The sequence below is a fragment of the Stenotrophomonas sp. ZAC14D1_NAIMI4_1 genome, assembly GCF_003086775.1.
Lineage (GTDB): Bacteria > Pseudomonadota > Gammaproteobacteria > Xanthomonadales > Xanthomonadaceae > Stenotrophomonas.
Genome location: NZ_CP026001.1, coordinates 947684 through 970919 on the forward strand (window position 1 = coordinate 947684; position 23236 = coordinate 970919).

At 63.0% G+C, this 23236-nt stretch carries 19 protein-coding genes and 4 tRNA genes; all 23 read left to right on the plus strand.

Annotated features, from left to right (window positions below; genetic code table 11):
* Nucleotides 1-14 precede the first annotated feature (14 nt).
* The 23 genes from C1927_RS04255 (at nucleotide 15) to rplB (ending at nucleotide 23235) form a co-directional block, all read left to right on the plus strand.
* Nucleotides 15-1031, plus strand: a complete 1017-nt coding sequence (locus tag C1927_RS04255) for an isoaspartyl peptidase/L-asparaginase (RefSeq protein WP_079220744.1) — start codon at nucleotides 15-17, stop codon at nucleotides 1029-1031.
* Nucleotides 1032-1168: 137 nt separating this feature from the next.
* A tRNA-Tyr gene (locus C1927_RS04260) sits at nucleotides 1169-1254 on the plus strand.
* Nucleotides 1255-1280: 26 nt separating this feature from the next.
* Nucleotides 1281-1354, plus strand: a tRNA-Gly gene (locus C1927_RS04265).
* A gap of 48 nt (nucleotides 1355-1402) precedes the next feature.
* A tRNA-Thr gene (locus C1927_RS04270) sits at nucleotides 1403-1478 on the plus strand.
* A 39-nt stretch (nucleotides 1479-1517) separates the two neighbouring features.
* Nucleotides 1518-2708, plus strand: coding sequence for an elongation factor Tu (tuf, locus tag C1927_RS04275; protein WP_108746020.1), 1191 nt, complete (start codon nucleotides 1518-1520; stop codon nucleotides 2706-2708).
* 103 nt (nucleotides 2709-2811) lie between these two features.
* Nucleotides 2812-2887, plus strand: a tRNA-Trp gene (locus C1927_RS04280).
* Between the two features lie 48 nt (nucleotides 2888-2935).
* Nucleotides 2936-3349, plus strand: coding sequence for a preprotein translocase subunit SecE (secE, locus tag C1927_RS04285; RefSeq protein WP_079220746.1), 414 nt, complete (start codon nucleotides 2936-2938; stop codon nucleotides 3347-3349).
* Between the two features lie 10 nt (nucleotides 3350-3359).
* The gene (gene nusG / locus C1927_RS04290; RefSeq protein WP_004154362.1) at nucleotides 3360-3920 is read left to right on the plus strand and encodes a transcription termination/antitermination protein NusG; all 561 of its coding nucleotides are present in this window, start codon (nucleotides 3360-3362) and stop codon (nucleotides 3918-3920) included.
* A 286-nt stretch (nucleotides 3921-4206) separates the two neighbouring features.
* Complete coding sequence (gene rplK / locus C1927_RS04295) at nucleotides 4207-4635, plus strand: 50S ribosomal protein L11 (protein ID WP_004145248.1); 429 nt, start codon at nucleotides 4207-4209, stop codon at nucleotides 4633-4635.
* A 4-nt stretch (nucleotides 4636-4639) separates the two neighbouring features.
* On the plus strand, nucleotides 4640-5338 hold the full coding sequence (gene rplA / locus C1927_RS04300; RefSeq protein WP_079220747.1) for a 50S ribosomal protein L1: 699 nt from the start codon (nucleotides 4640-4642) through the stop codon (nucleotides 5336-5338).
* A gap of 386 nt (nucleotides 5339-5724) precedes the next feature.
* The gene (rplJ, locus tag C1927_RS04310; RefSeq protein ID WP_079220748.1) at nucleotides 5725-6258 is read left to right on the plus strand and encodes a 50S ribosomal protein L10; all 534 of its coding nucleotides are present in this window, start codon (nucleotides 5725-5727) and stop codon (nucleotides 6256-6258) included.
* A gap of 64 nt (nucleotides 6259-6322) precedes the next feature.
* The gene (gene rplL, locus C1927_RS04315) at nucleotides 6323-6688 is read left to right on the plus strand and encodes a 50S ribosomal protein L7/L12 (protein ID WP_025879347.1); all 366 of its coding nucleotides are present in this window, start codon (nucleotides 6323-6325) and stop codon (nucleotides 6686-6688) included.
* A 362-nt stretch (nucleotides 6689-7050) separates the two neighbouring features.
* Complete coding sequence (rpoB, locus tag C1927_RS04320; protein ID WP_079220749.1) at nucleotides 7051-11205, plus strand: DNA-directed RNA polymerase subunit beta; 4155 nt, start codon at nucleotides 7051-7053, stop codon at nucleotides 11203-11205.
* 87 nt (nucleotides 11206-11292) lie between these two features.
* Entirely contained in the window at nucleotides 11293-15516 is a 4224-nt protein-coding gene (rpoC, locus tag C1927_RS04325) for a DNA-directed RNA polymerase subunit beta' (RefSeq protein ID WP_079220750.1), read from the plus strand.
* Nucleotides 15517-15800: 284 nt separating this feature from the next.
* A complete protein-coding gene (gene rpsL / locus C1927_RS04330; RefSeq protein WP_004145320.1) occupies nucleotides 15801-16175 on the plus strand; it encodes a 30S ribosomal protein S12 in 375 nt (124 codons plus the stop codon).
* A 12-nt stretch (nucleotides 16176-16187) separates the two neighbouring features.
* A complete protein-coding gene (gene rpsG, locus C1927_RS04335; RefSeq protein WP_079220751.1) occupies nucleotides 16188-16655 on the plus strand; it encodes a 30S ribosomal protein S7 in 468 nt (155 codons plus the stop codon).
* Nucleotides 16656-16793: 138 nt separating this feature from the next.
* Nucleotides 16794-18935, plus strand: a complete 2142-nt coding sequence (gene fusA, locus C1927_RS04340; RefSeq protein WP_079220752.1) for an elongation factor G — start codon at nucleotides 16794-16796, stop codon at nucleotides 18933-18935.
* Between the two features lie 51 nt (nucleotides 18936-18986).
* The gene (gene tuf, locus C1927_RS04345; protein ID WP_079220753.1) at nucleotides 18987-20177 is read left to right on the plus strand and encodes an elongation factor Tu; all 1191 of its coding nucleotides are present in this window, start codon (nucleotides 18987-18989) and stop codon (nucleotides 20175-20177) included.
* A gap of 332 nt (nucleotides 20178-20509) precedes the next feature.
* On the plus strand, nucleotides 20510-20821 hold the full coding sequence (gene rpsJ / locus C1927_RS04350) for a 30S ribosomal protein S10 (RefSeq protein WP_010341589.1): 312 nt from the start codon (nucleotides 20510-20512) through the stop codon (nucleotides 20819-20821).
* 11 nt (nucleotides 20822-20832) lie between these two features.
* The gene (rplC, locus tag C1927_RS04355; RefSeq protein WP_059066096.1) at nucleotides 20833-21483 is read left to right on the plus strand and encodes a 50S ribosomal protein L3; all 651 of its coding nucleotides are present in this window, start codon (nucleotides 20833-20835) and stop codon (nucleotides 21481-21483) included.
* Nucleotides 21484-21495: 12 nt separating this feature from the next.
* Nucleotides 21496-22101 carry a 50S ribosomal protein L4 gene (gene rplD / locus C1927_RS04360; RefSeq protein WP_004145337.1) on the plus strand — a complete coding sequence of 202 codons (606 nt, stop codon included), beginning with the start codon at nucleotides 21496-21498 and terminating at the stop codon, nucleotides 22099-22101.
* Nucleotides 22098-22397, plus strand: coding sequence for a 50S ribosomal protein L23 (gene rplW, locus C1927_RS04365; RefSeq protein ID WP_079220754.1), 300 nt, complete (start codon nucleotides 22098-22100; stop codon nucleotides 22395-22397). Before rplD ends, rplW begins: the two co-directional genes overlap by 4 nt.
* Nucleotides 22398-22407: 10 nt before the next feature.
* Nucleotides 22408-23235, plus strand: coding sequence for a 50S ribosomal protein L2 (rplB, locus tag C1927_RS04370; protein WP_004145339.1), 828 nt, complete (start codon nucleotides 22408-22410; stop codon nucleotides 23233-23235).
* Nucleotide 23236: the final 1 nt, after the last annotated feature.

Consider the following 23236-nt stretch of genomic DNA (forward strand, 5'->3'; position numbering starts at 1 on the left):
TGGAGACGTACCCGATGAAACTGCGCCTGGCGCTGTCCGCCCTGCTGTCCCTGCCCCTGCTCGCGCAGGCAGCGCCGTCCACTTCACCGCTGCTGGTCATCCATGGCGGGGCAGGGGTCGAGCGCAAGGATCTGTCGCCGGCCGAAGAGAAGGCTGCGCGCGCCGCGCTTCAGGCTGCACTGTTGAAAGGCCACGCCGAACTGGCTGCCGGCCGTCCCGCGCTGGCCGCAGTGACCGCCGCGATCAGCGTGCTCGAGGACGATCCGACCTTCAATGCCGGCAAGGGTGCGGTATTCACCCATGACGGCCGCAACGAACTGGATGCCGCGCTGATGGATGGCGCCACCCAGGCGGCCGGCGCGGTGGCCGGCGTGCAGCGCGTGCGCAACCCGATCCAGCTGGCGCAGCGGGTCATGCAGAAATCGCCGCACGTGATGATGGTCGGGCAGGGCGCCGAGGCATTCGCGGTGGAGCAGGGTGTCAGCCTGGTCGATCCCTCGTACTTCCGCACCGACAAGCGCTGGCAGCAGCTGCAGCGCGCGCTCAAGGAAGAGGCCAGCGGCCAGGCCCATGCCGATCTGGAGACGGCAAAGCACTTCGGTACCGTCGGTGCGGTCGCACTGGATGCGCAGGGCCATCTTGCGGCCGGCACGTCCACCGGCGGCATGACCAACAAGCGCTACGGGCGCGTGGGTGATTCGCCGATCATTGGTGCCGGTACCTGGGCCGATGCGCGTTGCGCGGTGTCGGGCACCGGTTGGGGCGAGTACTACATCCGCACCGCGGCCGCGCACGAGATCTGCGCGCGCATGCGCTACCAGGGACAGACGCCGGAGCAGGCTGGCAAGGGCGTCATCAACGACACCATCCCGAAGATGGGGGGCGACGGTGGGGCGATCGTGCTGTCCGCAGACGGAAAAGCAGCCACGCCGTTCAACACGCAGGGCATGTATCGGGGCTGGATCGGCGCCGACGGCGTACCCCATGTCGCAATTTTCGCCAACGAGACCCTGGTGCTGCCAGGGCAATAACGTTGCGTATCAATGGGTTTGCGACAACGTGTGAAAAAAATGGAAAAAAGCGTTGACAGCCCCCCGTCCCATCAGCAGAATAAGCGGCTCACCACCACACACCGCAACGCTTCGGCGGCAACGGGATGGGGTGGTAAGGAGGGATACCCAAGCGGCCAACGGGGGCAGACTGTAAATCTGCTGGCTTACGCCTTCGGTGGTTCGAATCCACCTCCCTCCACCAGATTCACGTTGTGGCACATTCCCGGTGCGGGAGTAGTTCAATGGTAGAACCTCAGCCTTCCAAGCTGATGGTGCGGGTTCGATTCCCGTCTCCCGCTCCATTGAATGAACTTTGAATATTATCGAGTTCATGCCATAATGCAAAACTCGCTCACATAGCTCAGTCGGTAGAGCACTTCCTTGGTAAGGAAGAGGTCGAAGGTTCGATTCCTTTTGTGAGCACCATCTTAAGCACCACACCAGACGAATTCGAGATAAGCAGCCATGGCCAAGGGTAAGTTCGAGCGCACCAAGCCGCACGTCAACGTCGGCACCATCGGTCACGTCGACCACGGCAAGACCACGCTGACCGCCGCACTGACCAAGATCGGTGCCGAGCGTTTCGGTGGCGAGTTCAAGGACTACTCGGCCATTGACGCCGCTCCGGAAGAGAAGGCTCGTGGTATCACGATCTCGACCGCGCACGTCGAATACGAATCCACCACCCGTCACTACGCCCACGTCGATTGCCCGGGCCACGCTGACTACGTCAAGAACATGATCACCGGTGCCGCCCAGATGGACGGCGCGATCCTGGTGTGCTCGGCCGCTGACGGCCCGATGCCGCAGACCCGCGAGCACATCCTGCTGTCGCGTCAGGTCGGCGTGCCGTACATCGTCGTGTTCCTGAACAAGGCCGACATGGTTGACGATGCCGAGCTGCTGGAACTGGTCGAAATGGAAGTCCGCGAGCTGCTGAGCAAGTACGACTTCCCGGGCGACGACACCCCGATCATCTCGGGTTCGGCCCGCCTGGCGCTGGAAGGCGACCAGAGCGACATCGGCGTGCCGGCCGTGATCAAGCTGGTCGAAGCTCTCGACAGCTGGATCCCGACCCCGGAGCGTGACGTCGACAAGCCGTTCCTGATGCCGGTGGAAGACGTGTTCTCGATCTCGGGCCGCGGCACCGTGGTGACCGGTCGTATCGAGCGCGGCGTGATCAAGGTCGGCGAAGAAATCGAAATCGTCGGCATCCGTCCGGTGCAGAAGACCACCGTGACCGGCGTCGAAATGTTCCGCAAGCTGCTGGACCAGGGTCAGGCAGGTGACAACGCCGGTCTGCTGCTGCGCGGCACCAAGCGTGACGACGTCGAGCGTGGCCAGGTTCTGGCCAAGCCGGGTTCGATCAAGCCGCACACCAAGTTCGACGCCGAAGTCTACGTGCTGTCGAAGGACGAGGGCGGCCGTCACACCCCGTTCTTCAAGGGCTACCGTCCGCAGTTCTACTTCCGTACCACCGACATCACCGGTGCGGTTGAGCTGCCGGAAGGCGTCGAGATGGTGATGCCGGGCGACAACATCAAGATGGTTGTCACCCTGATCAACCCGGTCGCAATGGACGCCGGCCTGCGCTTCGCAATCCGCGAAGGTGGCCGTACTGTCGGCGCCGGTGTGGTCTCCACCATCATCGAGTAAGCCTGCAAAGCCGGCGGTTGCATAGCGCTGCCGGTCGCGCGAGTGGCGGGCCGGGAACCTCGGTCCGCCTTCGCCGTCTAAGGGAAGGCAAGTTTCAATCTGTACGCCAGTAGCTCAATTGGCAGAGCAGCGGTCTCCAAAACCGCAGGTTGGGGGTTCGAGTCCCTCCTGGCGTGCCATCTGCCCACCTTATCCAGCGGTTCGGCCGCTAAAGCAGACATAGCCTGATGAATAGCAAGATCGAACACTCCAAGGACACCTCCACCCAGGGTGGGGATATCGTCAAGTACGCCCTCGCCACCCTGCTGGTGCTGGCTGGTCTGTTCGTCTGGTTCTGGTTCTCCGCTGACTCTGGTCGCGCTGCCCAGCTGGGCGCGTGGACGGGTCAGCTGCGTGCGTTGGCCGTCGTCGTGGGTCTGGCCGGTGGTATCGGCGTGTTCCTGCTGACCGGCAAGGGTCGTGATACCCGCGAATTCCTCTCCGAGTCGCGCTTCGAGCTGCGCAAGGTGGTCTGGCCGACGCGCCAGGAAGCCACCCGCATGACCTGGGTCGTGATGGTTGTGGTGATCATCCTCAGCTTGCTGCTGGGTGGATTCGATTACGTCATTCAGCGGCTGGTCCAGCTGTTCCTGACCCGCTAAGGAGATTTGCATGAAGCGTTGGTACGTCGTTCACGCCTATTCGGGCTTCGAGAAGTCGGTTGCGCAGGCCCTGCGTGATCGCATCGTCCGTGATGGCATGGAAGAGCGCTTCGGCGATGTCCTGGTCCCGACCGAAGAAGTGGTCGAGATGCGTGCCGGCCAGAAGCGTCGTTCCGAGCGCAAGTTCTTCCCGGGTTACGTGCTGGTCCAGATCGAGACCCACGAAGAAGCCGGCATCCCGCGCATCGACAACGAAAGCTGGCACCTGGTCAAGGAAACCCCGCGCGTCATGGGCTTCATCGGCGGCACCGCCGATCGTCCGCTGCCGATCGCCGATTCCGAGGCCGAAGCCATCCTGAATCGCGTTCAGGAAGGTGTCGAGAAGCCGCGTCCGAAGGTGCTGTTCGAGCCGGGCCAGATGGTTCGCGTCACCGACGGCCCGTTCAACGATTTCAATGGCGTCGTCGAAGAAGTCAACTACGAGAAGAGCCGTCTGCGCGTCTCGGTGCTGATCTTCGGTCGTGCCACTCCGGTCGAGCTCGAGTTCGGCCAGGTCGAAAAGGCCGTCTGACCTGTCGGTAGAGTCGAGCTTGCTCGACTTTGCAGATCAGTCGAGCAAGCTCGACGCTACGGAACCAGGAACCGGGCTCAGCCCGGTTTCATTCGTTTACGTGCTGCTTCAGGCATGTGAAGAAAAAACCTGTTATAGTGCGCGGCTCCCCGCTGGGAAGCCAGCAGGACGAGGCCGCCGCAAGGTGGCCGTCAGCATGATTTCAAAACGCGATGCCGGGACGCGTGATTCCCGGTCCGATGGGGAGCCTGTTGTCGCAAGGCGCTAGCACCCGGAGAGCATACTCATGGCAAAGAAAGTTGTCGGTTACATCAAGCTGCAGGTGAAGGCCGGTCAGGCCAACCCCTCGCCGCCGGTCGGTCCTGCGCTGGGTCAGCGCGGCCTGAACATCATGGAATTCTGCAAGGCGTTCAACGCTGCCACGCAGAAGCTCGAGCCGGGTCTGCCGGTTCCGGTGATCATCACGGCCTACTCGGACCGTACGTTCACCTTCATCACCAAGAGCACCCCGGCCACCACCCTGCTGAAGAAGGCCGCTGGCATCTCGTCGGGCTCCAAGCGCCCGAACACCGAGAAGGTCGGCAAGGTCACCCGTAAGCAGCTGGAAGAGATCGCCAAGGCGAAGGAACCGGATCTGACTGCCGCCGATCTGGACGCCGCCGTGCGTACCATCGCTGGCTCTGCCCGTTCCATGGGCCTCGTGGTGGAGGGTTAATCAGATGGCACAGAACAAGCGCGAAAAGGCCATCAAGGCCGCCGTTGTCCCGGGCAAGTCGTACGCCTTCGAAGACGCGATCAACATCCTGAAGACCGCCACCAAGGCCAAGTTCGTCGAGTCGATCGACGTTGCTGTGCGCCTGGGCGTCGATGCGAAGAAGTCCGACCAGCAGGTCCGTGGCTCCACCGTGCTGCCGGCGGGTACCGGCAAGTCGGTCCGCGTCGCTGTCTTCGCTCCGGCCGGTGCCAAGGCTGACGAAGCCCTGGCCGCTGGCGCCGAAGCCGTCGGTATGGACGACCTGGCCGAGAAGATGCAGGCCGGCGATCTGAACTACGACGTCGTCATCGCGACCCCGGACGCCATGCGCGTCGTCGGTAAGCTGGGCACCGTGCTGGGCCCGCGCGGCCTGATGCCGAACCCGAAGGTCGGCACCGTTTCCCCGAACCCGGGTGAAGCCGTGAAGAACGCCAAGTCGGGCCAGGTCCGTTACCGCACCGACAAGGCCGGTATCATCCACTGCACCATCGGCAAGGCCGACTTCGCCGAAGACGCGCTGAAGTCGAACCTGACCGCGCTGCTGCTGGACCTGATCAAGGCCAAGCCGGCCACCTCGAAGGGCACCTACCTGCAGAAGGTTTCGGTCAGCTCGACGATGGGCCCGGGCGTCACCGTCGACCAGTCGTCGCTGACCCTGAAGTAATTGTTTCAAGCGGTCACGGTACCCTCGGGCACCGTGACCGTGACATTTGAAGGCATCGCCAGCCGTACATCGCTGGTGGTAGCCGTCAAAGACCGCAGGCGCGGTCGTGGCAATACCGGCGACGGGCACGGAAGCTCGATATGGCAGGGAGTCGCCGCCGGAGCAGCAATGACCGCTTAATCGATTCTTCGGAATCAACCTGCGTAGATGGTGCCCTTCTGGAGTTTTTCTGGTTCACGCACGTCTGGGATCTTCCCCGATTGCACTCCAGGTCTGGAACGGCCCACCCCCGGAACATCATTCCGATGTTCCCGGCGTCCAGGACGGATGCCGCACAGGACCGCACACGGCAGGAGCCGTAAGCGGAGTTCAATTGGAGGAGTGCAATGGCTCTCAATCTGTCCCAGAAGCAAGAAGTAGTCGCCGAGCTGGCAGACGTCGCCGCCAAGGCCCACTCCTTGATCGCAGCCGAATACGCTGGCACCACGGTCGCCCAGATGACCGCGATGCGCAAGCAGGCTCGTGAAACCGGTGTTTTCTTGAAGGTTGTCAAGAACACCCTGGCTTCGCGTGCCGTTGAAGGCACCGAGTTCGCAGTCGCACAGGACCAGATGGTTGGTCCGCTGCTGTACGCGTTCTCGCTCGAGGAGCCCGGCGCAGCCGGTCGCCTGATCAAGGAAGCCGCCAAGGGCAACGACAAGCTGAAGGCTAAGGTCGTCGCCATCGGTGGTGAAGTGTTCCCGGCGAGCCACGTCGAGGTTCTGGCATCGCTGCCGACCCGCGACCAGGCCCTGGCAATGCTGGCACGCGTCCTGGCCGAGCCGGTCACGATGTTCGCCCGCGCCATCAAGGCTATCGGTGACAAGCAGAACGGTGGCGAAGCCGCTGAAGCTGCTGAACCGGCCGCCGAGACCGCCTGAGTTTCGACTATTTAGTGGTTCCTTGCGGAACCTCATCCCAGAAAATCATCCAAAGGTAATTATCATGTCCCTTACCAACGAACAGATCGTCGACGCCATCGCCGAGAAGTCCCTGATGGAAGTGATGGAGCTGGTCAAGGCCATCGAAGAGAAGTTCGGCGTCTCCGCCGCTGCTCCGGTCGCCGCTGCTGTGGCTGGCCCGGCTGCCGTTGTTGAAGAGCAGACCGAATTCGTCGTCACCCTGAAGACCGCTGGCGACAAGAAGGTCGAAGTCATCAAGGCCGTCCGCGCCATCACCGGCCTGGGCCTGAAGGAAGCGAAGGACCTGGCCGAAGCCGGCGGCGTTCTGAAGGACAACGCTTCGAAGGACGAAGCCGAGAAGATGAAGAAGGACCTGGAAGCTGCTGGCGCGACTGTCGAAGTCAAGTAAGCACTTCCCTTGCATCGTCATCGATTCACGGCGATGCAGCCAAGGCTGGGGGCGTAAGCCCCCGGCCTTTGGTCGTTGTTGCGGTGTTGTAGAGTCGACTGTTAGTCGACTGCTGTGAAGGAAGTCGACTAACAGTCGACTCTACCGGTTCAAAAGCAGAAAAAGCCCAACACGGGCTGCGGTCACAACCTCGCCAGCCAGCGCCTCGCGCGGCGGCAGGGCAGTAGATGCAGACGAGTTGGCAGTTGGAAGTAGCAAGAGAAGGCGTGCTGGTGCCGGCAATACCAGCGACTTCCAACTGACAATTTCAAGTTCCCTTCGGGTCGTGGGCGCACGACCCGCACAAACAGGTGGAAGACCTCATGACGTCCTATTCGTTCACCGAAAAAAAGCGTATCCGCAAGGATTTCGGCAAGCAGCGCTCGATCCTCGAAGTGCCGTTCCTGCTGGCCATCCAGGTGGATTCCTACCGTGATTTCCTGCAGGAAAACATCGATCCGGCCAAGCGCGCCGATTACGGCCTGCACGCTGCGCTGAAGTCGGTCTTCCCGATCGCCAGCTACAGCGGCAATGCCGCCCTGGAATACGTCGGCTACAAGCTGGGCGAGCCGGTCTTCGACGAGCGTGAGTGCCGTCAGCGTGGCATGAGCTACGGCGCGCCGCTGCGCGTGACCGTGCGCCTGGTCATCTACGACCGCGAGTCGTCGACCAAGGCCATCAAGTACGTGAAGGAGCAGGAGGTCTATCTGGGCGAAATCCCGCTGATGACCGAGAACGGCACCTTCATCGTCAACGGCACCGAGCGCGTCATCGTCTCGCAGCTGCACCGTTCGCCGGGCGTGTTCTTCGACCACGACCGTGGCAAGACCCACAGCTCGGGCAAGCTGCTGTACAGCGCCCGCATCATTCCTTACCGCGGTTCCTGGCTGGACTTCGAGTTCGACCCGAAGGACGCGCTGTTCACCCGTATCGACCGTCGCCGCAAGCTGCCGGTGTCGATCCTGCTGCGCGCGCTTGGCTACAGCAACGAAGAGATGCTGGCCGAGTTCTTCGAGATCAACACCTTCCACATCAACCCGGATGAAGGCGTCCAGCTGGAGCTGGTGCCGGAGCGCCTGCGTGGCGAAACCCTGGGCTTCGACCTCGCCGACGGCGACAAGGTCATCGTGGAAGCCGGCAAGCGCATCACCGCGCGCCACATCAAGCAGCTGGAAGCCTCGGGCATCGCTGCCCTGGCCGTGCCGGACGACTACATCGTCGGCCGCATCCTGTCGCACGACGTGGTCGATGCCTCGACCGGCGAACTGCTGGCCCAGGCCAACGACGAGATCAGCGACGAGCAGCTGCAGAACTTCCGCAAGGCCGGCGTCGATGCGGTGGGCACCCTGTGGGTGAACGACCTGGATCGTGGCCCGTACCTGTCCAACACCCTGCGCATCGATCCGACCAAGACCCAGCTGGAAGCCCTGGTCGAAATCTACCGCATGATGCGTCCGGGCGAGCCGCCGACCAAGGATGCCGCGCAGAACCTGTTCCACAACCTGTTCTTCACCTTCGAGCGCTACGACCTGTCCGCGGTCGGCCGCATGAAGTTCAACCGTCGCGTGGGCCGCAAGGAAACCACCGGCGAAGCCGTGCTGTATGACAGCAAGTACTTCGGCGAGCGCAACGACGAAGAGTCCAAGCGCCTGGTCGGCGCCCACGGCGACAGCTCCGACATCCTGGACGTGATCAAGGTCCTGACCGAGATCCGCAACGGTCGCGGCGTGGTCGATGACATCGATCACCTGGGCAACCGTCGCGTGCGTTCGGTCGGCGAAATGGCCGAGAACGTGTTCCGCGTCGGCCTGGTCCGCGTCGAGCGCGCGGTCAAGGAGCGCCTGTCGATGGCCGAGTCGGAAGGTCTGACCCCGCAGGAGCTGATCAACGCCAAGCCGGTCGCCGCTGCCATCAAGGAGTTCTTCGGCTCCTCGCAGCTGTCGCAGTTCATGGATCAGAACAACCCGCTGTCGGAAGTGACCCACAAGCGTCGCGTCTCGGCCCTCGGCCCGGGCGGCCTGACCCGTGAGCGCGCCGGCTTCGAAGTGCGCGACGTGCACCCGACCCATTACGGCCGCGTCTGCACCATCGAAACGCCGGAAGGCCCGAACATCGGCCTGATCAACTCGCTGGCCGTGTACGCCCGCACCAACAAGTACGGTTTCCTCGAGACCCCGTACCGCAAGGTCGTGGACGGCAAGGTGTACGACGAAGTCGAGTTCCTGTCGGCCATTGAAGAAAACGAGTACGTCATTGCGCAGGCCAACGCCCTGACCAATGCCGACAGCGTGCTGACCGAGCAGTTCGTTCCTTGCCGTTTCCAGGGCGAATCGCTGCTGAAGCCGCCGGCGGAAGTCCACTTCATGGACGTCTCGCCGATGCAGACCGTGTCGATCGCGGCCGCGCTGGTTCCGTTCCTGGAGCACGATGACGCAAACCGCGCACTGATGGGCGCGAACATGCAGCGTCAGGCCGTGCCGACCCTGCGTGCGCAGAAGCCGCTGGTCGGTACCGGCATCGAGCGCGCCGTGGCGCGTGACTCCGGTGTGACCGTCAACGCCCGTCGTGGTGGCGAGATCGTGCAGATCGACGCCGCGCGCATCGTGGTCAAGGTGGTCGAGGAAGAAATCGTCGGTGCCACCGACGCCGGCGTCGACATCTACAACCTGGTCAAGTACACCCGTTCGAACCAGAACACCTGCATCAACCAGCGCCCGCTGGTCCAGGTGGGTGACGTCATCGCCCGCGGCGACGTGCTGGCCGACGGTCCGTCCACCGACATCGGCGAACTGGCCCTGGGCCAGAACATGCTGATCGCGTTCATGCCGTGGAACGGCTACAACTTCGAAGACTCCATCCTGCTCTCCGAGCGCGTGGTGGAAGAGGATCGCTACACCACGATCCACATCGAAGAGCTGACCTGCGTCGCGCGTGACACCAAGCTGGGGCCGGAGGAAATCTCCGCCGACATCCCGAACGTTTCCGAGCAGGCGCTGAACCGCCTGGACGAAAGCGGCGTGGTGTACATCGGTGCGGAAGTCCGTGCCGGCGACATCATGGTCGGCAAGGTCACCCCGAAGGGCGAAAGCCAGCTGACCCCGGAAGAGAAGCTGCTGCGCGCGATCTTCGGCGAGAAGGCTTCGGACGTTAAGGACAGCTCGCTGCGCGTTCCGCCGGGCATGGACGGCACCGTCATCGACGTGCAGGTCTTCACCCGCGACGGCATCGAGAAGGACAAGCGCGCCCGCCAGATCGAAGAGTCTGAAATCAAGCGCGTCAAGAAGGACTTCGACGACCAGTTCCGCATCCTGGAAGCCGCCATCTACATGCGTCTGCGTTCGCAGATCGTGGGCAAGGTGGTCAACGGTGGTGCCGGCCTGAAGAAGGGCGACGTCATCTCCGACGCTTACCTGGACGGTCTGAAGAAGGCTGACTGGTTCGCCCTGCGCATGAAGGACGAGGACGCTTCGGAAGCCATCGAGCGCGCACAGAAGCAGATCCAGGCGCACGAGAAGGAATTCGAGCGTCGCTTCGCCGACAAGCGCGGCAAGATCACCGCCGGCGACGACCTCGCCCCGGGCGTGCTGAAGATGGTCAAGGTCTTCCTGGCCGTGAAGCGCCGCATCCAGCCGGGCGACAAGATGGCAGGCCGCCACGGCAACAAGGGTGTGGTCTCCAACGTGGTGCCGGTCGAGGACATGCCCTACATGGCCTCGGGTGAAACCGTGGACATCGTGCTGAACCCGCTGGGCGTGCCGTCGCGCATGAACATCGGCCAGATCCTGGAAGTGCACCTGGGCTGGGCAGCCAAGGGCCTGGGTCGCAAGATCCAGGCGATGATGGAAGCCCAGGCTGCGGTTGCCGACCTGCGCAAGTTCCTGGACGACATCTACAACCACGACGACACCAACGTGGCCAACCGTGTCGACCTGTCGCAGTTCAGCGACGAGGAACTGCTGCGCCTGGCCCGTAACCTCACCGACGGCGTGCCGATGGCTACCCCGGTGTTCGACGGCGCCACCGAAGCGGAAATCAAGCGCATGCTGGAACTGGCCGACCTGCCGAGCAGTGGCCAGACCCAGCTGTATGACGGCCGCACCGGTGAAGCGTTCGATCGCCACACCACCGTGGGTTACATGCACTACCTGAAGCTGAACCACCTGGTCGACGACAAGATGCACGCCCGTTCGACCGGTCCGTACTCGCTCGTCACCCAGCAGCCGCTGGGCGGCAAGGCGCAGTTCGGCGGCCAGCGCTTCGGTGAAATGGAAGTCTGGGCGCTGGAAGCCTACGGCGCGGCCTACACCCTGCAGGAAATGCTGACGGTGAAGTCCGATGACGTGCAGGGCCGCAACCAGATGTACAAGAACATCGTCGACGGTGAGCACGAGATGGTCGCGGGCATGCCGGAATCCTTCAACGTCCTCGTGAAGGAAATCCGCTCGCTGGCCATCAACATGGAACTGGAAGACAACTGATCCATGCCGGCGCGGCGGTCCGCCGCCGCGCCGCTGGCAGTCAACTGAAAGCCCATCGACACAGCATTCCTCCTTCTGGAGAACACCATGAAAGACCTGCTCAACCTCTTCAACCAGCAGCGCCAGACGCTGGACTTCGACGCGATCAAGATCGCGCTGGCCTCGCCGGACCTGATCCGTTCGTGGTCCTTCGGCGAAGTGAAGAAGCCGGAAACCATCAACTACCGTACCTTCAAGCCGGAGCGTGACGGCCTGTTCTGCGCCGCCATCTTCGGGCCGGTCAAGGACTACGAGTGCCTGTGCGGCAAGTACAAGCGCATGAAGCACCGCGGCGTGGTCTGCGAGAAGTGCGGCACCGAAGTGACCCTGGCCAAGGTGCGCCGCGAGCGCATGGGCCACATCGACCTGGCTTCGCCGGTCGCGCACATCTGGTTCCTCAAGTCGCTGCCGTCGCGCATCGGCCTGATGCTGGACATGACCCTGCGTGACATCGAGCGCGTGCTGTACTTCGAAGCCTACGTGGTGACCGAGCCGGGCCTGACCGCCCTGGAGCGCCGCCAGCTGCTGACCGAAGAACAGTACCTGACCGCCCGCCAGGAACACGGTGACGACTTCGATGCCGCCATGGGCGCCGAGGCCGTGTACGAACTGCTGCGCACCATCGACCTGCAGTCGGAAATGACCCGCCTGCGCGAGGAAATCGCCGCAACCGGTTCGGAAACCAAGCTCAAGCGCCTCACCAAGCGCATCAAGCTGATCGAAGCCTTCCTGGAGTCGGGCAACCGTCCGGAATGGATGGTCATGACCGTGCTGCCGGTGCTGCCGCCGGACCTGCGTCCGCTGGTCCCGCTGGATGGCGGCCGCTTCGCGACCTCCGACCTGAACGATCTGTACCGCCGCGTCATCAACCGCAACAACCGCCTGCGCCGCCTGCTCGAACTGAGCGCGCCGGACATCATCGTGCGCAATGAAAAGCGCATGCTGCAGGAATCGGTCGATGCGCTGCTGGACAACGGCCGTCGCGGCCGTGCCATCACCGGCACCAACAAGCGTCCGCTCAAGTCGCTGGCCGACATGATCAAGGGCAAGCAGGGTCGCTTCCGCCAGAACCTGCTGGGCAAGCGCGTCGACTACTCGGGCCGTTCGGTCATCGTGGTCGGTCCGTACCTGCGCCTGCACCAGTGCGGCCTGCCGAAGAAGATGGCGCTCGAGCTGTTCAAGCCGTTCGTCTTCGCCAAGCTGCAGCGTCGTGGCCTGGCCACCACCATCAAGGCCGCCAAGAAGCTGGTCGAGCGCGAAGAAGCCGAAGTCTGGGACATCCTGGAAGAGGTCATCCGCGAACACCCGGTCATGCTGAACCGTGCGCCGACCCTGCACCGCCTGGGCATCCAGGCGTTCGAGCCGGTGCTGATCGAAGGCAAGGCCATCCAGCTGCACCCGCTGGTCTGCACCGCGTTCAACGCCGACTTCGACGGTGACCAGATGGCCGTCCACGTGCCGCTCTCGCTGGAAGCCCAGCTGGAAGCGCGTGCGCTGATGATGTCGACCAACAACATCCTGTCGCCGGCCAACGGCGAGCCGATCATCGTGCCGTCGCAGGACGTCGTGCTGGGTCTGTACTACATGACCCGCTCGCTGGAAAACAAGAAGGGCGAGGGCATGGCCTTCGCCAACATCGCCGAAGTGAAGCGCGCCTACGACAACCGCGTGGTGGAACTGCACGCACGCGTCAAGGTCCGCATCACCGAAGTGGTGACCGACGAAGAAGGCAACAAGCAGAACAAGACCTCGATCGTGGACACCACGATCGGTCGCGCCCTGCTGGCTGAAATCCTGCCGGAAGGCCTGCCGTTCGCGCTGGCCAACACCGAGCTGACCAAGAAGAACATCAGCCGCCTGATCAACTCCAGCTACCGCCAGCTGGGCCTGAAGGACACGGTCGTGTTCGCCGACAAGCTGATGTACACCGGCTTCGCTTACGCGACCCGCGCCGGCGTCTCCATCGGCATCGACGACATGCTGATCCCGGACGAGAAGAAGGGCATCCTCACCGAGGCCGAAGCCGAAGTGCTGGAAATCCAGGAGCAGTACCAGTCGGGCCTGGTCACCGCCGGCGAGCGCTACAACAAGGTGGTCGACATCTGGTCGCGCACCAATGAGCGCATCGCCAAGGCGATGATGGACACCATCGGTACCGAGAAGGTCGTCAATGCCAAGGGCGAGACCATCGACCAGAAGTCGATGAACTCGCTGTACATCATGGCCGACTCCGGTGCGCGTGGTTCGCAGGCGCAGATCCGTCAGCTGGCCGGTATGCGTGGCCTGATGGCGCGTCCGGATGGCTCGATCATCGAGACGCCCATCAAGGCGAACTTCCGCGAAGGCCTGAACGTGCAGGAGTACTTCAACTCCACCCACGGTGCCCGTAAGGGTCTGGCCGATACCGCACTGAAGACCGCGAACTCGGGTTACCTGACCCGTCGTCTGGTCGACGTCGCGCAGGACGTGGTCATCACCGAGGTGGATTGCGGTACCACCGAAGGCCTGATCATGACCCCGATCGTGGAAGGCGGCGACGTGGTCGAGCCGCTGAAGGATCGCGTGCTGGGTCGCGTGGTTGCCGAGGACGTGTTCCTGCCGGGCAACGACGAAGATCCGATCGTCACCCGCAACACCCTGCTCGACGAAGCCTGGGTGGCCAAGCTGGAAGATGCCGGCGTGCAGAGCATCAAGGTGCGTTCGACGATCTCGTGCGAATCGGCCTTCGGTGTCTGCGGTCGCTGCTACGGCCGCGATCTGGCCCGTGGCCACCTGGTCAACATCGGTGAAGCGGTCGGCGTCATCGCTGCCCAGTCCATCGGTGAGCCGGGTACCCAGCTGACCATGCGTACGTTCCACATCGGTGGTGCGGCGTCGCGAGCTGCTGCGGTCGACAACATCACCGTCAAGACCACCGGCTCGGTCAAGTTCAGCAACCTCAAGTCGGTCGAGCACGCCAACGGCTCGCTGGTGGCAGTGTCGCGTTCGGGCGAAATCTCGGTGCTCGATGCCCACGGCCGCGAGCGTGAGCGTTACAAGCTGCCGTACGGTGCGACCATCACCTCGAAGGACGGTGATGCGATCAAGGCTGGCCAGACCGTGGCCAACTGGGATCCGCATAACCACCCGATCGTGTCGGAAGTTGCCGGCTTCATCCGCTTCATCGACTTCGTCGACGGCATCACCGTCATCGAGAAGACCGATGAGCTGACCGGCCTGGCCTCGCGCGAAATCACCGATCCGAAGCGTCGTGGTGCCCAGGCCAAGGACCTGCGCCCGATCGTGCGCATCGTCGACGCCAAGGGCAACGACCTGTCCATCCCGGGCACCGATCTGCCGGCGCAGTACCTGCTGCCGCCGCGTTCGATCGTCAACCTGCAGGACGGCGCCGCAGTGGGCGTGGGCGACGTGGTCGCCAAGATCCCGCAGGAAGCCTCGAAGACCCGCGACATCACCGGTGGTCTGCCGCGCGTGGCCGATCTGTTCGAAGCCCGCAAGCCGAAGGATCCGGCAGTGCTGGCCGAGCGTTCGGGCATCATCAGCTTCGGCAAGGACACCAAGGGCAAGCAGCGCCTGATCATCAAGGACACCGATGGTTCGGAACACGAAGAGCTGATCCCGAAGTACCGCCAGGTCATCGTGTTCGAAGGCGAGCATGTCACCAAGGGTGAAACCATCGTGGACGGCGAGCCGAGCCCGCAGGACATCCTGCGCCTGCTGGGTGTCGAACCGCTGGCTGCCTACCTGGTGAAGGAAATCCAGGACGTGTACCGCCTGCAGGGCGTGAAGATCAACGACAAGCACATCGAGGTCATCACCCGCCAGATGCTGCGCAAGGTCGAGATCACCGACCAGGGCAGCAGCAAGTTCCTGAACGGCGAACAGGTGGAGCGCCAGCGCGTAATCGAGGAGAATGCGCGCCTGTCGACCCGCAACGAGCTGCCGGCGCACTTCGATCCGGTCCTGCTGGGTATCACCAAGGCATCGCTGGCGACCGAATCGTTCATCTCGGCCGCTTCGTTCCAGGAAACCACCCGCGTGCTGACCGAAGCTGCCGTCCGCGGCACCAAGGACAACCTGCGCGGCCTGAAGGAAAACGTCATCGTCGGCCGTCTGATCCCGGCCGGTACCGGTCTGTCGTACCACAGCAGCCGCCGCCGCGGCGCTTCGGGTCTCACCGACTCGGAGATGCAGGCCCTGACCGGCACCCCGGCGGCCGTCGAAGCTCCGGCCGTTGAAGCCGAAGCTGAACAGGCGTCTGGCGAAGAATGAGGTATCAGGTCCGGCCGGTAGAGTCGAGCTTGCTCGACTGCACCGGTCGGCCATTGGGAAAGGGCAGGGGGGATCGTCCGCGATCCTCCCGGCCAACCTGAACGGGGTGCACGGAGGCTCCCCAGTAACGTTCCAGGATCAGGAACGGGCTTGACAGGAGGCGTTTGACTGCTTTCCTGACAGGTTGCTACAATCGTCTGTCTCAGCAGGCCAGAATTTTGGCCTGCTTTAACATTTCCGCATCTCTGGCCGGATTTCCGGCCACCAATCAGAAGAACCTACTGATGGCGACGATCAACCAGCTGGTCCGCAAGCCGCGGCAAGCTACTACGTACAAGAGTGCCTCGCCGGCGCTCGACAAGTGCCCGCAGCGCCGTGGCGTCTGCACGCGCGTTTACACCACCACCCCGAAGAAGCCGAACTCGGCTCTCCGCAAGGTTGCCAAGGTCCGCCTGACCAACCAGGAAGAAGTCATTTCCTACATCGGCGGCGAAGGCCACAACCTGCAGGAGCACTCCGTGGTCCTGATCCGTGGCGGTCGCGTCAAGGATCTGCCGGGTGTGCGTTACCACACCGTTCGTGGCTCGCTCGACGCCGCCGGCGTTGCCAAGCGTCGCCAGGCCCGTTCCAAGTACGGCGCCAAGCGTCCGAAGGCATAAGGAGAGACCACTATGTCGCGTAAGGGTAATACTCCGCAGCGTTCCGTCCTGCCGGATCCGAAGCACGGAAGCGAAACCATCGCCCGTTTCATCAACATGGTCATGCTGAGCGGCAAGAAGTCCGTCGCTGAAAAGATCGTGTACGGTGCCATGGACGTCATCGCCGAGAAGAACGCCAACTCGATCGAGCTGGTGCAGAAGGCTCTGGACAACGTCGCTCCGTCGGTCGAAGTCAAGTCGCGCCGTGTCGGTGGTGCCACCTACCAGGTGCCGGTCGAAGTGCGTGCATCGCGCAAGATGGCTCTGGCCATGCGCTGGCTGATCGACTCCGCGCGCAAGCGTGGTGAGAACACCATGCCGAAGAAGCTGGCTGCTGAACTGATCGACGCCTCGGAAAACCGTGGCGGCGCCATCAAGAAGCGCGAAGAAACCCACCGCATGGCCGAAGCCAACAAGGCCTTCGCCCACTACCGCTGGTGAGTTTGACGGCCTTGTAAAACAGGCAGGGCAGCACCACATCGGTGCTGCCTCGCGGCCCCGGAAGGGCTGCGCCAATCCGAAGGCCGCCGCAAGGCGGCGTTCGGCCATCCGAAATCCAAGAAATCTGAGAGGCTCCCCGTGGCCCGTTCCACTCCCATCGAGCGTTACCGTAACTTCGGCATCATGGCTCACATCGATGCCGGCAAGACCACCACGTCCGAGCGCATCCTGTTCTACACCGGCAAGAGCCACAAGATCGGTGAAGTGCACGACGGCGCCGCCACCATGGACTGGATGGAGCAGGAGCAGGAGCGTGGCATCACGATCCAGTCCGCTGCCACCACCGCGTTCTGGAAGGGCATGGACAAGTCCCTGCCGGAGCACCGCTTCAACATCATCGATACCCCCGGGCACGTCGACTTCACCATCGAAGTCGAGCGTTCGCTGCGCGTGCTCGACGGTGCGGTGTTCGTGCTGTGTGCCGTCGGTGGCGTGCAGCCGCAGTCGGAAACCGTGTGGCGCCAGGCCAACCGTTACAAGGTGCCGCGCATTGCGTTCGTCAACAAGATGGACCGCACCGGCGCCAACTTCTACAAGGTCCGTGACCAGCTGAAGGCCAAGCTCGGCGCTGTCGCCGTGCCGATGCAGCTGCCGATCGGTGCCGAGGACGGCTTCAAGGGCGTCGTCGACCTGCTGAAGATGAAGGCCATCCATTGGGATGAAGCCTCGCAGGGCATGAAGTTCGAATACGGCGACATCCCGGCCGACCTGCAGGAAAAGGCTGAAGAAGCCCGTACCTTCATGATCGAAGCCGCGGCTGAAGCCAGCGAAGAGCTGATGGAAAAGTACCTGGGCGGCGAAGAGCTGGCCGAGGCCGAAATCATCAACGCGCTGCGTACTCGTACCCTGGCCACCGAAATCGTCCCGATGTACTGCGGTTCGGCGTTCAAGAACAAGGGCGTGCAGGCCATGCTCGACGGCGTGATCCAGCTGCTGCCGTCGCCGGTCGACGTGCCGGACGTGACCGGTACCGACGTGGATGACGAAAACGTCGCCATGACCCGCAAGTCCGACGACAAGGCTCCGTTCTCGTCGCTGGCCTTCAAGATCATCACCGACCCGTTCGTCGGCGCGCTGACCTTCTTCCGTGTCTACTCGGGCACCCTGAACGGTGGCGACACCGTCCTGAACTCGGTGAAGGGCAAGAAGGAGCGCATCGGCCGCATCCTGCAGATGCATTCGAACAACCGCGAAGAAATCAAGGAAGTTCTGGCCGGTGACATCGCCGCTGCCGTGGGCCTGAAGGACACCACCACCGGTGACACCCTGTGCTCGATCGACCAGCCGATCATCCTGGAGCGCATGACGTTCCCGGAACCGGTGATCTCGATGGCTGTCGAGCCGAAGACCAAGTCGGACCAGGAAAAGATGGGTCTGGCCCTGGGTCGCCTGGCGCAGGAAGATCCGTCGTTCCGCGTCAAGACCGACGAAGAATCCGGCCAGACCATCATCTCGGGCATGGGTGAGCTGCACCTGGACATCATCGTCGACCGCCTGAAGCGCGAGTTCAACGTTGAAGCCAACGTCGGCGCGCCGCAGGTTGCCTACCGCGAAACCATCACCCTGGCCGACGTCAAGTCGGACTACAAGCACGCCAAGCAGTCCGGTGGTAAGGGTCAGTACGGTCACGTCGTGATCGAGCTGTCGCCGATCACCGCTGAAGATCGCGCCGATGCGAAGATCGCTCCGCTGATCAAGGACGACTTCCTGTTCGTCAATGACATCACCGGCGGCGTGATTCCGAAGGAATTCATTCCTTCGATCGAAAAGGGCCTGCGCGAAACCATCACCAGCGGTCCGCTGGCTGGCTTCCCGGTGGTGGACGTGAAGGTCAAGCTGGTCTTCGGTTCGTACCACGACGTCGACTCCTCGGAAATGGCGTTCAAGCTGGCATCGTCGATGGCCTTCAAGCAGGGCTTCGCCAAGGCCAAGCCGGTGCTGCTGGAGCCGATCATGAAGGTCGAGATCGTGACCCCGGAGGATTACCAGGGTGACGTGATGGGCGACGTGAGCCGTCGTCGCGGCGTGCTGCAGGGTTCCGACACCACCGGTGACGGCTCCGCTTCGATCATCAACGCGATGATCCCGCTGGGTGAAATGTTCGGTTACGCCACTGCGCTGCGTTCGCAGACCCAGGGCCGCGCCACCTTCACCATGGAATTCGACCATTACGAGCCGGCGCCGAACAACATCGCCGAAGCCGTCATGAAGAAGGGCTGAGCCTCGCTCAGCCTCTCCTGAAAACACTTACGACAATCAAGGGATACAACAATGGCAAAGGGTAAGTTCGAGCGCACCAAGCCGCACGTCAACGTCGGCACCATCGGTCACGTCGATCACGGCAAGACCACGCTGACCGCCGCGCTGACCAAGATCGGCGCCGAGCGCTTCGGCGGCGAGTTCAAGGATTACTCGGCGATCGACGCCGCTCCGGAAGAGAAGGCTCGTGGTATCACGATCTCGACCGCGCACGTCGAATACGAATCCACCACCCGTCACTACGCCCACGTCGATTGCCCGGGCCATGCTGACTACGTCAAGAACATGATCACCGGTGCCGCCCAGATGGACGGCGCGATCCTGGTCTGCTCGGCCGCTGACGGCCCGATGCCGCAGACCCGCGAGCACATCCTGCTGTCGCGTCAGGTCGGCGTGCCGTACATCGTCGTGTTCCTGAACAAGGCCGACATGGTTGACGATGCCGAGCTGCTGGAACTGGTCGAAATGGAAGTCCGCGAGCTGCTGAGCAAGTACGACTTCCCGGGCGACGACACCCCGATCATCTCGGGTTCGGCCCGCCTGGCGCTGGAAGGCGACCAGAGCGACATCGGCGTGCCGGCCGTGATCAAGCTGGTCGAAGCTCTCGACAGCTGGATCCCGACCCCGGAGCGTGACGTCGACAAGCCGTTCCTGATGCCGGTGGAAGACGTGTTCTCGATCTCGGGCCGCGGCACCGTGGTGACCGGTCGTATCGAGCGCGGCGTGATCAAGGTCGGCGAAGAAATCGAAATCGTCGGCATCCGTCCGGTGCAGAAGACCACCGTGACCGGCGTCGAAATGTTCCGCAAGCTGCTGGATCAGGGCCAGGCAGGCGACAACGCCGGTCTGCTGCTGCGCGGCACCAAGCGTGACGACGTCGAGCGTGGCCAGGTTCTGGCCAAGCCGGGTTCGATCAAGCCGCACACCAAGTTCGACGCCGAAGTCTACGTGCTGTCGAAGGACGAGGGCGGCCGTCACACCCCGTTCTTCAAGGGCTACCGTCCGCAGTTCTACTTCCGTACCACCGACATCACCGGTGCGGTTGAGCTGCCGGAAGGCGTCGAGATGGTGATGCCGGGCGACAACATCAAGATGGTTGTCACCCTGATCAACCCGGTCGCCATGGACGCCGGCCTGCGCTTCGCAATCCGCGAAGGTGGCCGTACCGTCGGCGCCGGCGTGGTTGCCAGCATCCTCGAGTAATCTGCTACACTCTGCGCCCCGATGTTGCCTGGGTAGGGCATCGGGGCGTATCAAACGGGAAAGTAGGCACAGGATGTGCCTTGTGTTCCCCGGACCAGGAAGGGTCAATGCCATTCAGGCGGCGTCAACAGGAAACTGTTGACAGCTGCCTTGCGTGCCATTATGCTTCGTCGTCTGGGCAGGCCTGTTTCTAGGTCTGCCTACGTTTTTGAGGTCTACGGATTGACCTTGTCGGCCTGCAGGAGTGCGGGCCGTCCGTATTCAGGGATTTCATGGGACAAAGCAACCCAGAGGCTTTGTCTGTCGCTCTTTTAACGAAGGAACCTACCGCCATGGCGGACCAAAAGATCCGGATCCGGCTGAAAGCGTTCGATCATCGTCTGATCGACCGTTCGGCCAGCGAGATCGTTGAGACGGCCAAGCGGACCGGCGCGCAAGTGCGTGGCCCGATCCCGCTGCCGACCAAGATCGAGCGTTACACCATTCTCGTTTCCCCGCACGTCGACAAGGACGCGCGTGACCAGTACGAGACCCGCACGCACAAGCGCGTGCTCGATATCGTTGACCCGAATGACAAGACCGTGGACGCGCTGATGAAGCTCGAACTGGCTGCCGGCGTCGACGTTCAGATCAAGCTGACCTGAGGACTACGACCATGACGAAGAAGTATTCGTTGGGCTTCGTGGGCCGCAAGGCTGGCATGAGCCGCGTGTTCACCGAAGATGGCCGCTCCATCCCGGTGACCCTGATCGAAGCAACCCCGAACCGCATCGCGCAGATCAAGACCGTCGAAACCGACGGCTACAGCGCCGTGCAGGTGACCGTCGGCGCTCGTCGCGCTGCCCTGGTCAACAAGCCGGAAGCCGGCCACTTCGCCAAGGCGAAGGTGGAAGCGGGTCGTGGCCTGTGGGAATTCCGCGTTGAAGACGCGCAGCTCGGCGATTTCGCCGTTGGCGGCGAAGTCAAGGCGGACATCTTTGAAGTCGGCCAGATCGTCGACGTCCAGGGTGTCACCAAGGGTAAGGGCTTCCAGGGCACCATCAAGCGCTACAACTTCCGTATGGGTGACGCTACCCACGGTAACTCGCTGTCGCATCGCGCGCCGGGTTCGCTGGGTCAGCGCCAGACGCCGGGTCGCGTGTTCCCGGGCAAGAAGATGTCCGGTCACATGGGCTCCGTGCAGCAGAGCACCCAGAACCTGGAAGTTGTCAAGGTCGACGTCGAACGCGGTCTGATCGCGGTTCGCGGCGCCGTTCCGGGCGCGGCGGGTGGCGACGTGATCGTCCGTCCGGCGAGCAAGGCATAAGGAGAGATGACGATGGAACTCGTTATCACGGGTAGCAATAACAAGGTCTCGGTCTCCGACGCCGTGTTCGGTCGCGATTTCAGCGAAGATCTGGTCCACCAGGTCGTCGTTGCTTACCGCAACGCCGGTCGCGCCGGCACCAAGGCGCAGAAGACTCGCTCCGAAGTGGCAGGTACCACCAAGAAGTCGAAGAAGCAGAAGGGCGGCGGCGCGCGTCATGGCGCACTGACGGCTCCGATCTTCGTCGGCGGCGGTGTCACCTTCGCGGCAAAGCCGCGCAGCTTCGAGCAGAAGGTCAATCGTAAGCAGTACCGTGCCGCCATGTGCGCGATCCTGTCCGAGCTGAACCGTCAGGGCCGTCTGACCATCGTGGAGTCCTTCGATGTCGAAGTGACCAACACGAAGGGTCTGATCGCCAAGCTGGCCGGCCTGGAAGTGGGCAAGCGCCCGCTGATCGTCACTGAAGAAGCCTCCGAGCACCTGTACCTGTCCGCCCGCAATCTGCCGTACGTGCAGGTGCGTGACGTCCAGGGTCTGGACCCGGTGTCGCTGGTCGGTGCCGACACGGTCGTCATCACCGCTGATGCGGTCAAGAAGGTCGAGGAGTGGCTGGCATGAACAGCAACGAAAAAATCTTCAGCGTGCTGCGTGCCCCGCGTGTCTCCGAAAAGACCGCTCGCATTCAGGAACTCTCCAACCAGTATGCCTTCGAAGTTTCGAACGAAGCCACCAAAGCCGATGTAAAGGCCGCGGTTGAGCAGCTGTTCGGCGTCAAGGTCGAGGCTGTCAACGTGGTCAACGTCAAGGGCAAGAACAAGTCCTTCCGTAACCGTGCTGGCCGCCGCGGCGATTGGCGTAAGGCTTACGTTCGCCTGGCCGACGGCCAGTCGATCGATGTAACGGCCAAGGCCTGAGGTACATCCCATGCCATTGATGAAATTCAAGCCCACTTCCCCCGGCCGCCGTTCGGCCGTGCGCGTGGTTACCCCCGACCTGCACAAGGGTGCTCCGCACGCCGCACTGGTCGAGTCGCAGAGCCGCTCGGGTGGTCGTAACCACCATGGCCGCATCACCGTGCGTCACGTCGGTGGTGGTGCCAAGCAGCACTACCGCATCATCGACTTCAAGCGCAACAAGCTGGGCATCCCGGCGCGCGTGGAACGCATCGAATACGATCCGAACCGCACCGCCCACATCGCCCTGCTGTGCTACGTCGACGGCGAGCGTCGCTACATCATCGCCCCGAAGGGCCTGAAGGCTGGTGATCAGGTGATCGCTGGTTCGGATGCCCCGATCAAGGCTGGCAACACCCTGCCGCTGCGCAACATCCCGGTCGGTACCACCATCCACTGCATCGAACTGAAGCCCGGCAAGGGCGCTCAGATCGCCCGCGCCGCTGGTGCGGCCGTGCAGCTGGTTGCCCGCGAAGGCATCTACGCCACCCTGCGCCTGCGCTCGGGTGAAATGCGTAAGGTTCCGGTCGAGTGCTGCGCCACCATCGGTGAAGTCGGCAACGACGAGCACAGCCTGGAAAAGCTGGGCAAGGCCGGTGCCAAGCGTTGGCGCGGCGTCCGCCCGACCGTTCGTGGTGCTGCCATGAACCCGGTTGACCACCCGCACGGTGGTGGTGAGGCCAAGGCCGGCCAGGGTAATCCGCATCCGGTCACCCCGTGGGGTGTCCCGACCAAGGGTTACAAGACGCGCCATAACAAGCGCACTCAGCAGTTCATCGTCCGCGATCGTAGGGGCTAAT

Coding starts and splice junctions, on each gene's coding strand:
- rplA (WP_079220747.1), top strand. CDS start 4,640: ATGGCACAGAACAAGCGCGAAAAGGCCATCAAGGCCGCCGTTGTCCCG.
- rpsL (WP_004145320.1), top strand. CDS start 15,801: ATGGCGACGATCAACCAGCTGGTCCGCAAGCCGCGGCAAGCTACTACG.
- rplW (WP_079220754.1), top strand. CDS start 22,098: ATGAACAGCAACGAAAAAATCTTCAGCGTGCTGCGTGCCCCGCGTGTC.
- rplB (WP_004145339.1), top strand. CDS start 22,408: ATGCCATTGATGAAATTCAAGCCCACTTCCCCCGGCCGCCGTTCGGCC.
- rplJ (WP_079220748.1), top strand. CDS start 5,725: ATGGCTCTCAATCTGTCCCAGAAGCAAGAAGTAGTCGCCGAGCTGGCA.
- nusG (WP_004154362.1), top strand. CDS start 3,360: ATGAAGCGTTGGTACGTCGTTCACGCCTATTCGGGCTTCGAGAAGTCG.
- rpsG (WP_079220751.1), top strand. CDS start 16,188: ATGTCGCGTAAGGGTAATACTCCGCAGCGTTCCGTCCTGCCGGATCCG.
- rpoC (WP_079220750.1), top strand. CDS start 11,293: ATGAAAGACCTGCTCAACCTCTTCAACCAGCAGCGCCAGACGCTGGAC.
- tuf (WP_079220753.1), top strand. CDS start 18,987: ATGGCAAAGGGTAAGTTCGAGCGCACCAAGCCGCACGTCAACGTCGGC.
- rplC (WP_059066096.1), top strand. CDS start 20,833: ATGACGAAGAAGTATTCGTTGGGCTTCGTGGGCCGCAAGGCTGGCATG.
- secE (WP_079220746.1), top strand. CDS start 2,936: ATGAATAGCAAGATCGAACACTCCAAGGACACCTCCACCCAGGGTGGG.
- tuf (WP_108746020.1), top strand. CDS start 1,518: ATGGCCAAGGGTAAGTTCGAGCGCACCAAGCCGCACGTCAACGTCGGC.
- rplL (WP_025879347.1), top strand. CDS start 6,323: ATGTCCCTTACCAACGAACAGATCGTCGACGCCATCGCCGAGAAGTCC.
- rpsJ (WP_010341589.1), top strand. CDS start 20,510: ATGGCGGACCAAAAGATCCGGATCCGGCTGAAAGCGTTCGATCATCGT.
- rpoB (WP_079220749.1), top strand. CDS start 7,051: ATGACGTCCTATTCGTTCACCGAAAAAAAGCGTATCCGCAAGGATTTC.
- rplD (WP_004145337.1), top strand. CDS start 21,496: ATGGAACTCGTTATCACGGGTAGCAATAACAAGGTCTCGGTCTCCGAC.
- rplK (WP_004145248.1), top strand. CDS start 4,207: ATGGCAAAGAAAGTTGTCGGTTACATCAAGCTGCAGGTGAAGGCCGGT.
- C1927_RS04255 (WP_079220744.1), top strand. CDS start 15: ATGAAACTGCGCCTGGCGCTGTCCGCCCTGCTGTCCCTGCCCCTGCTC.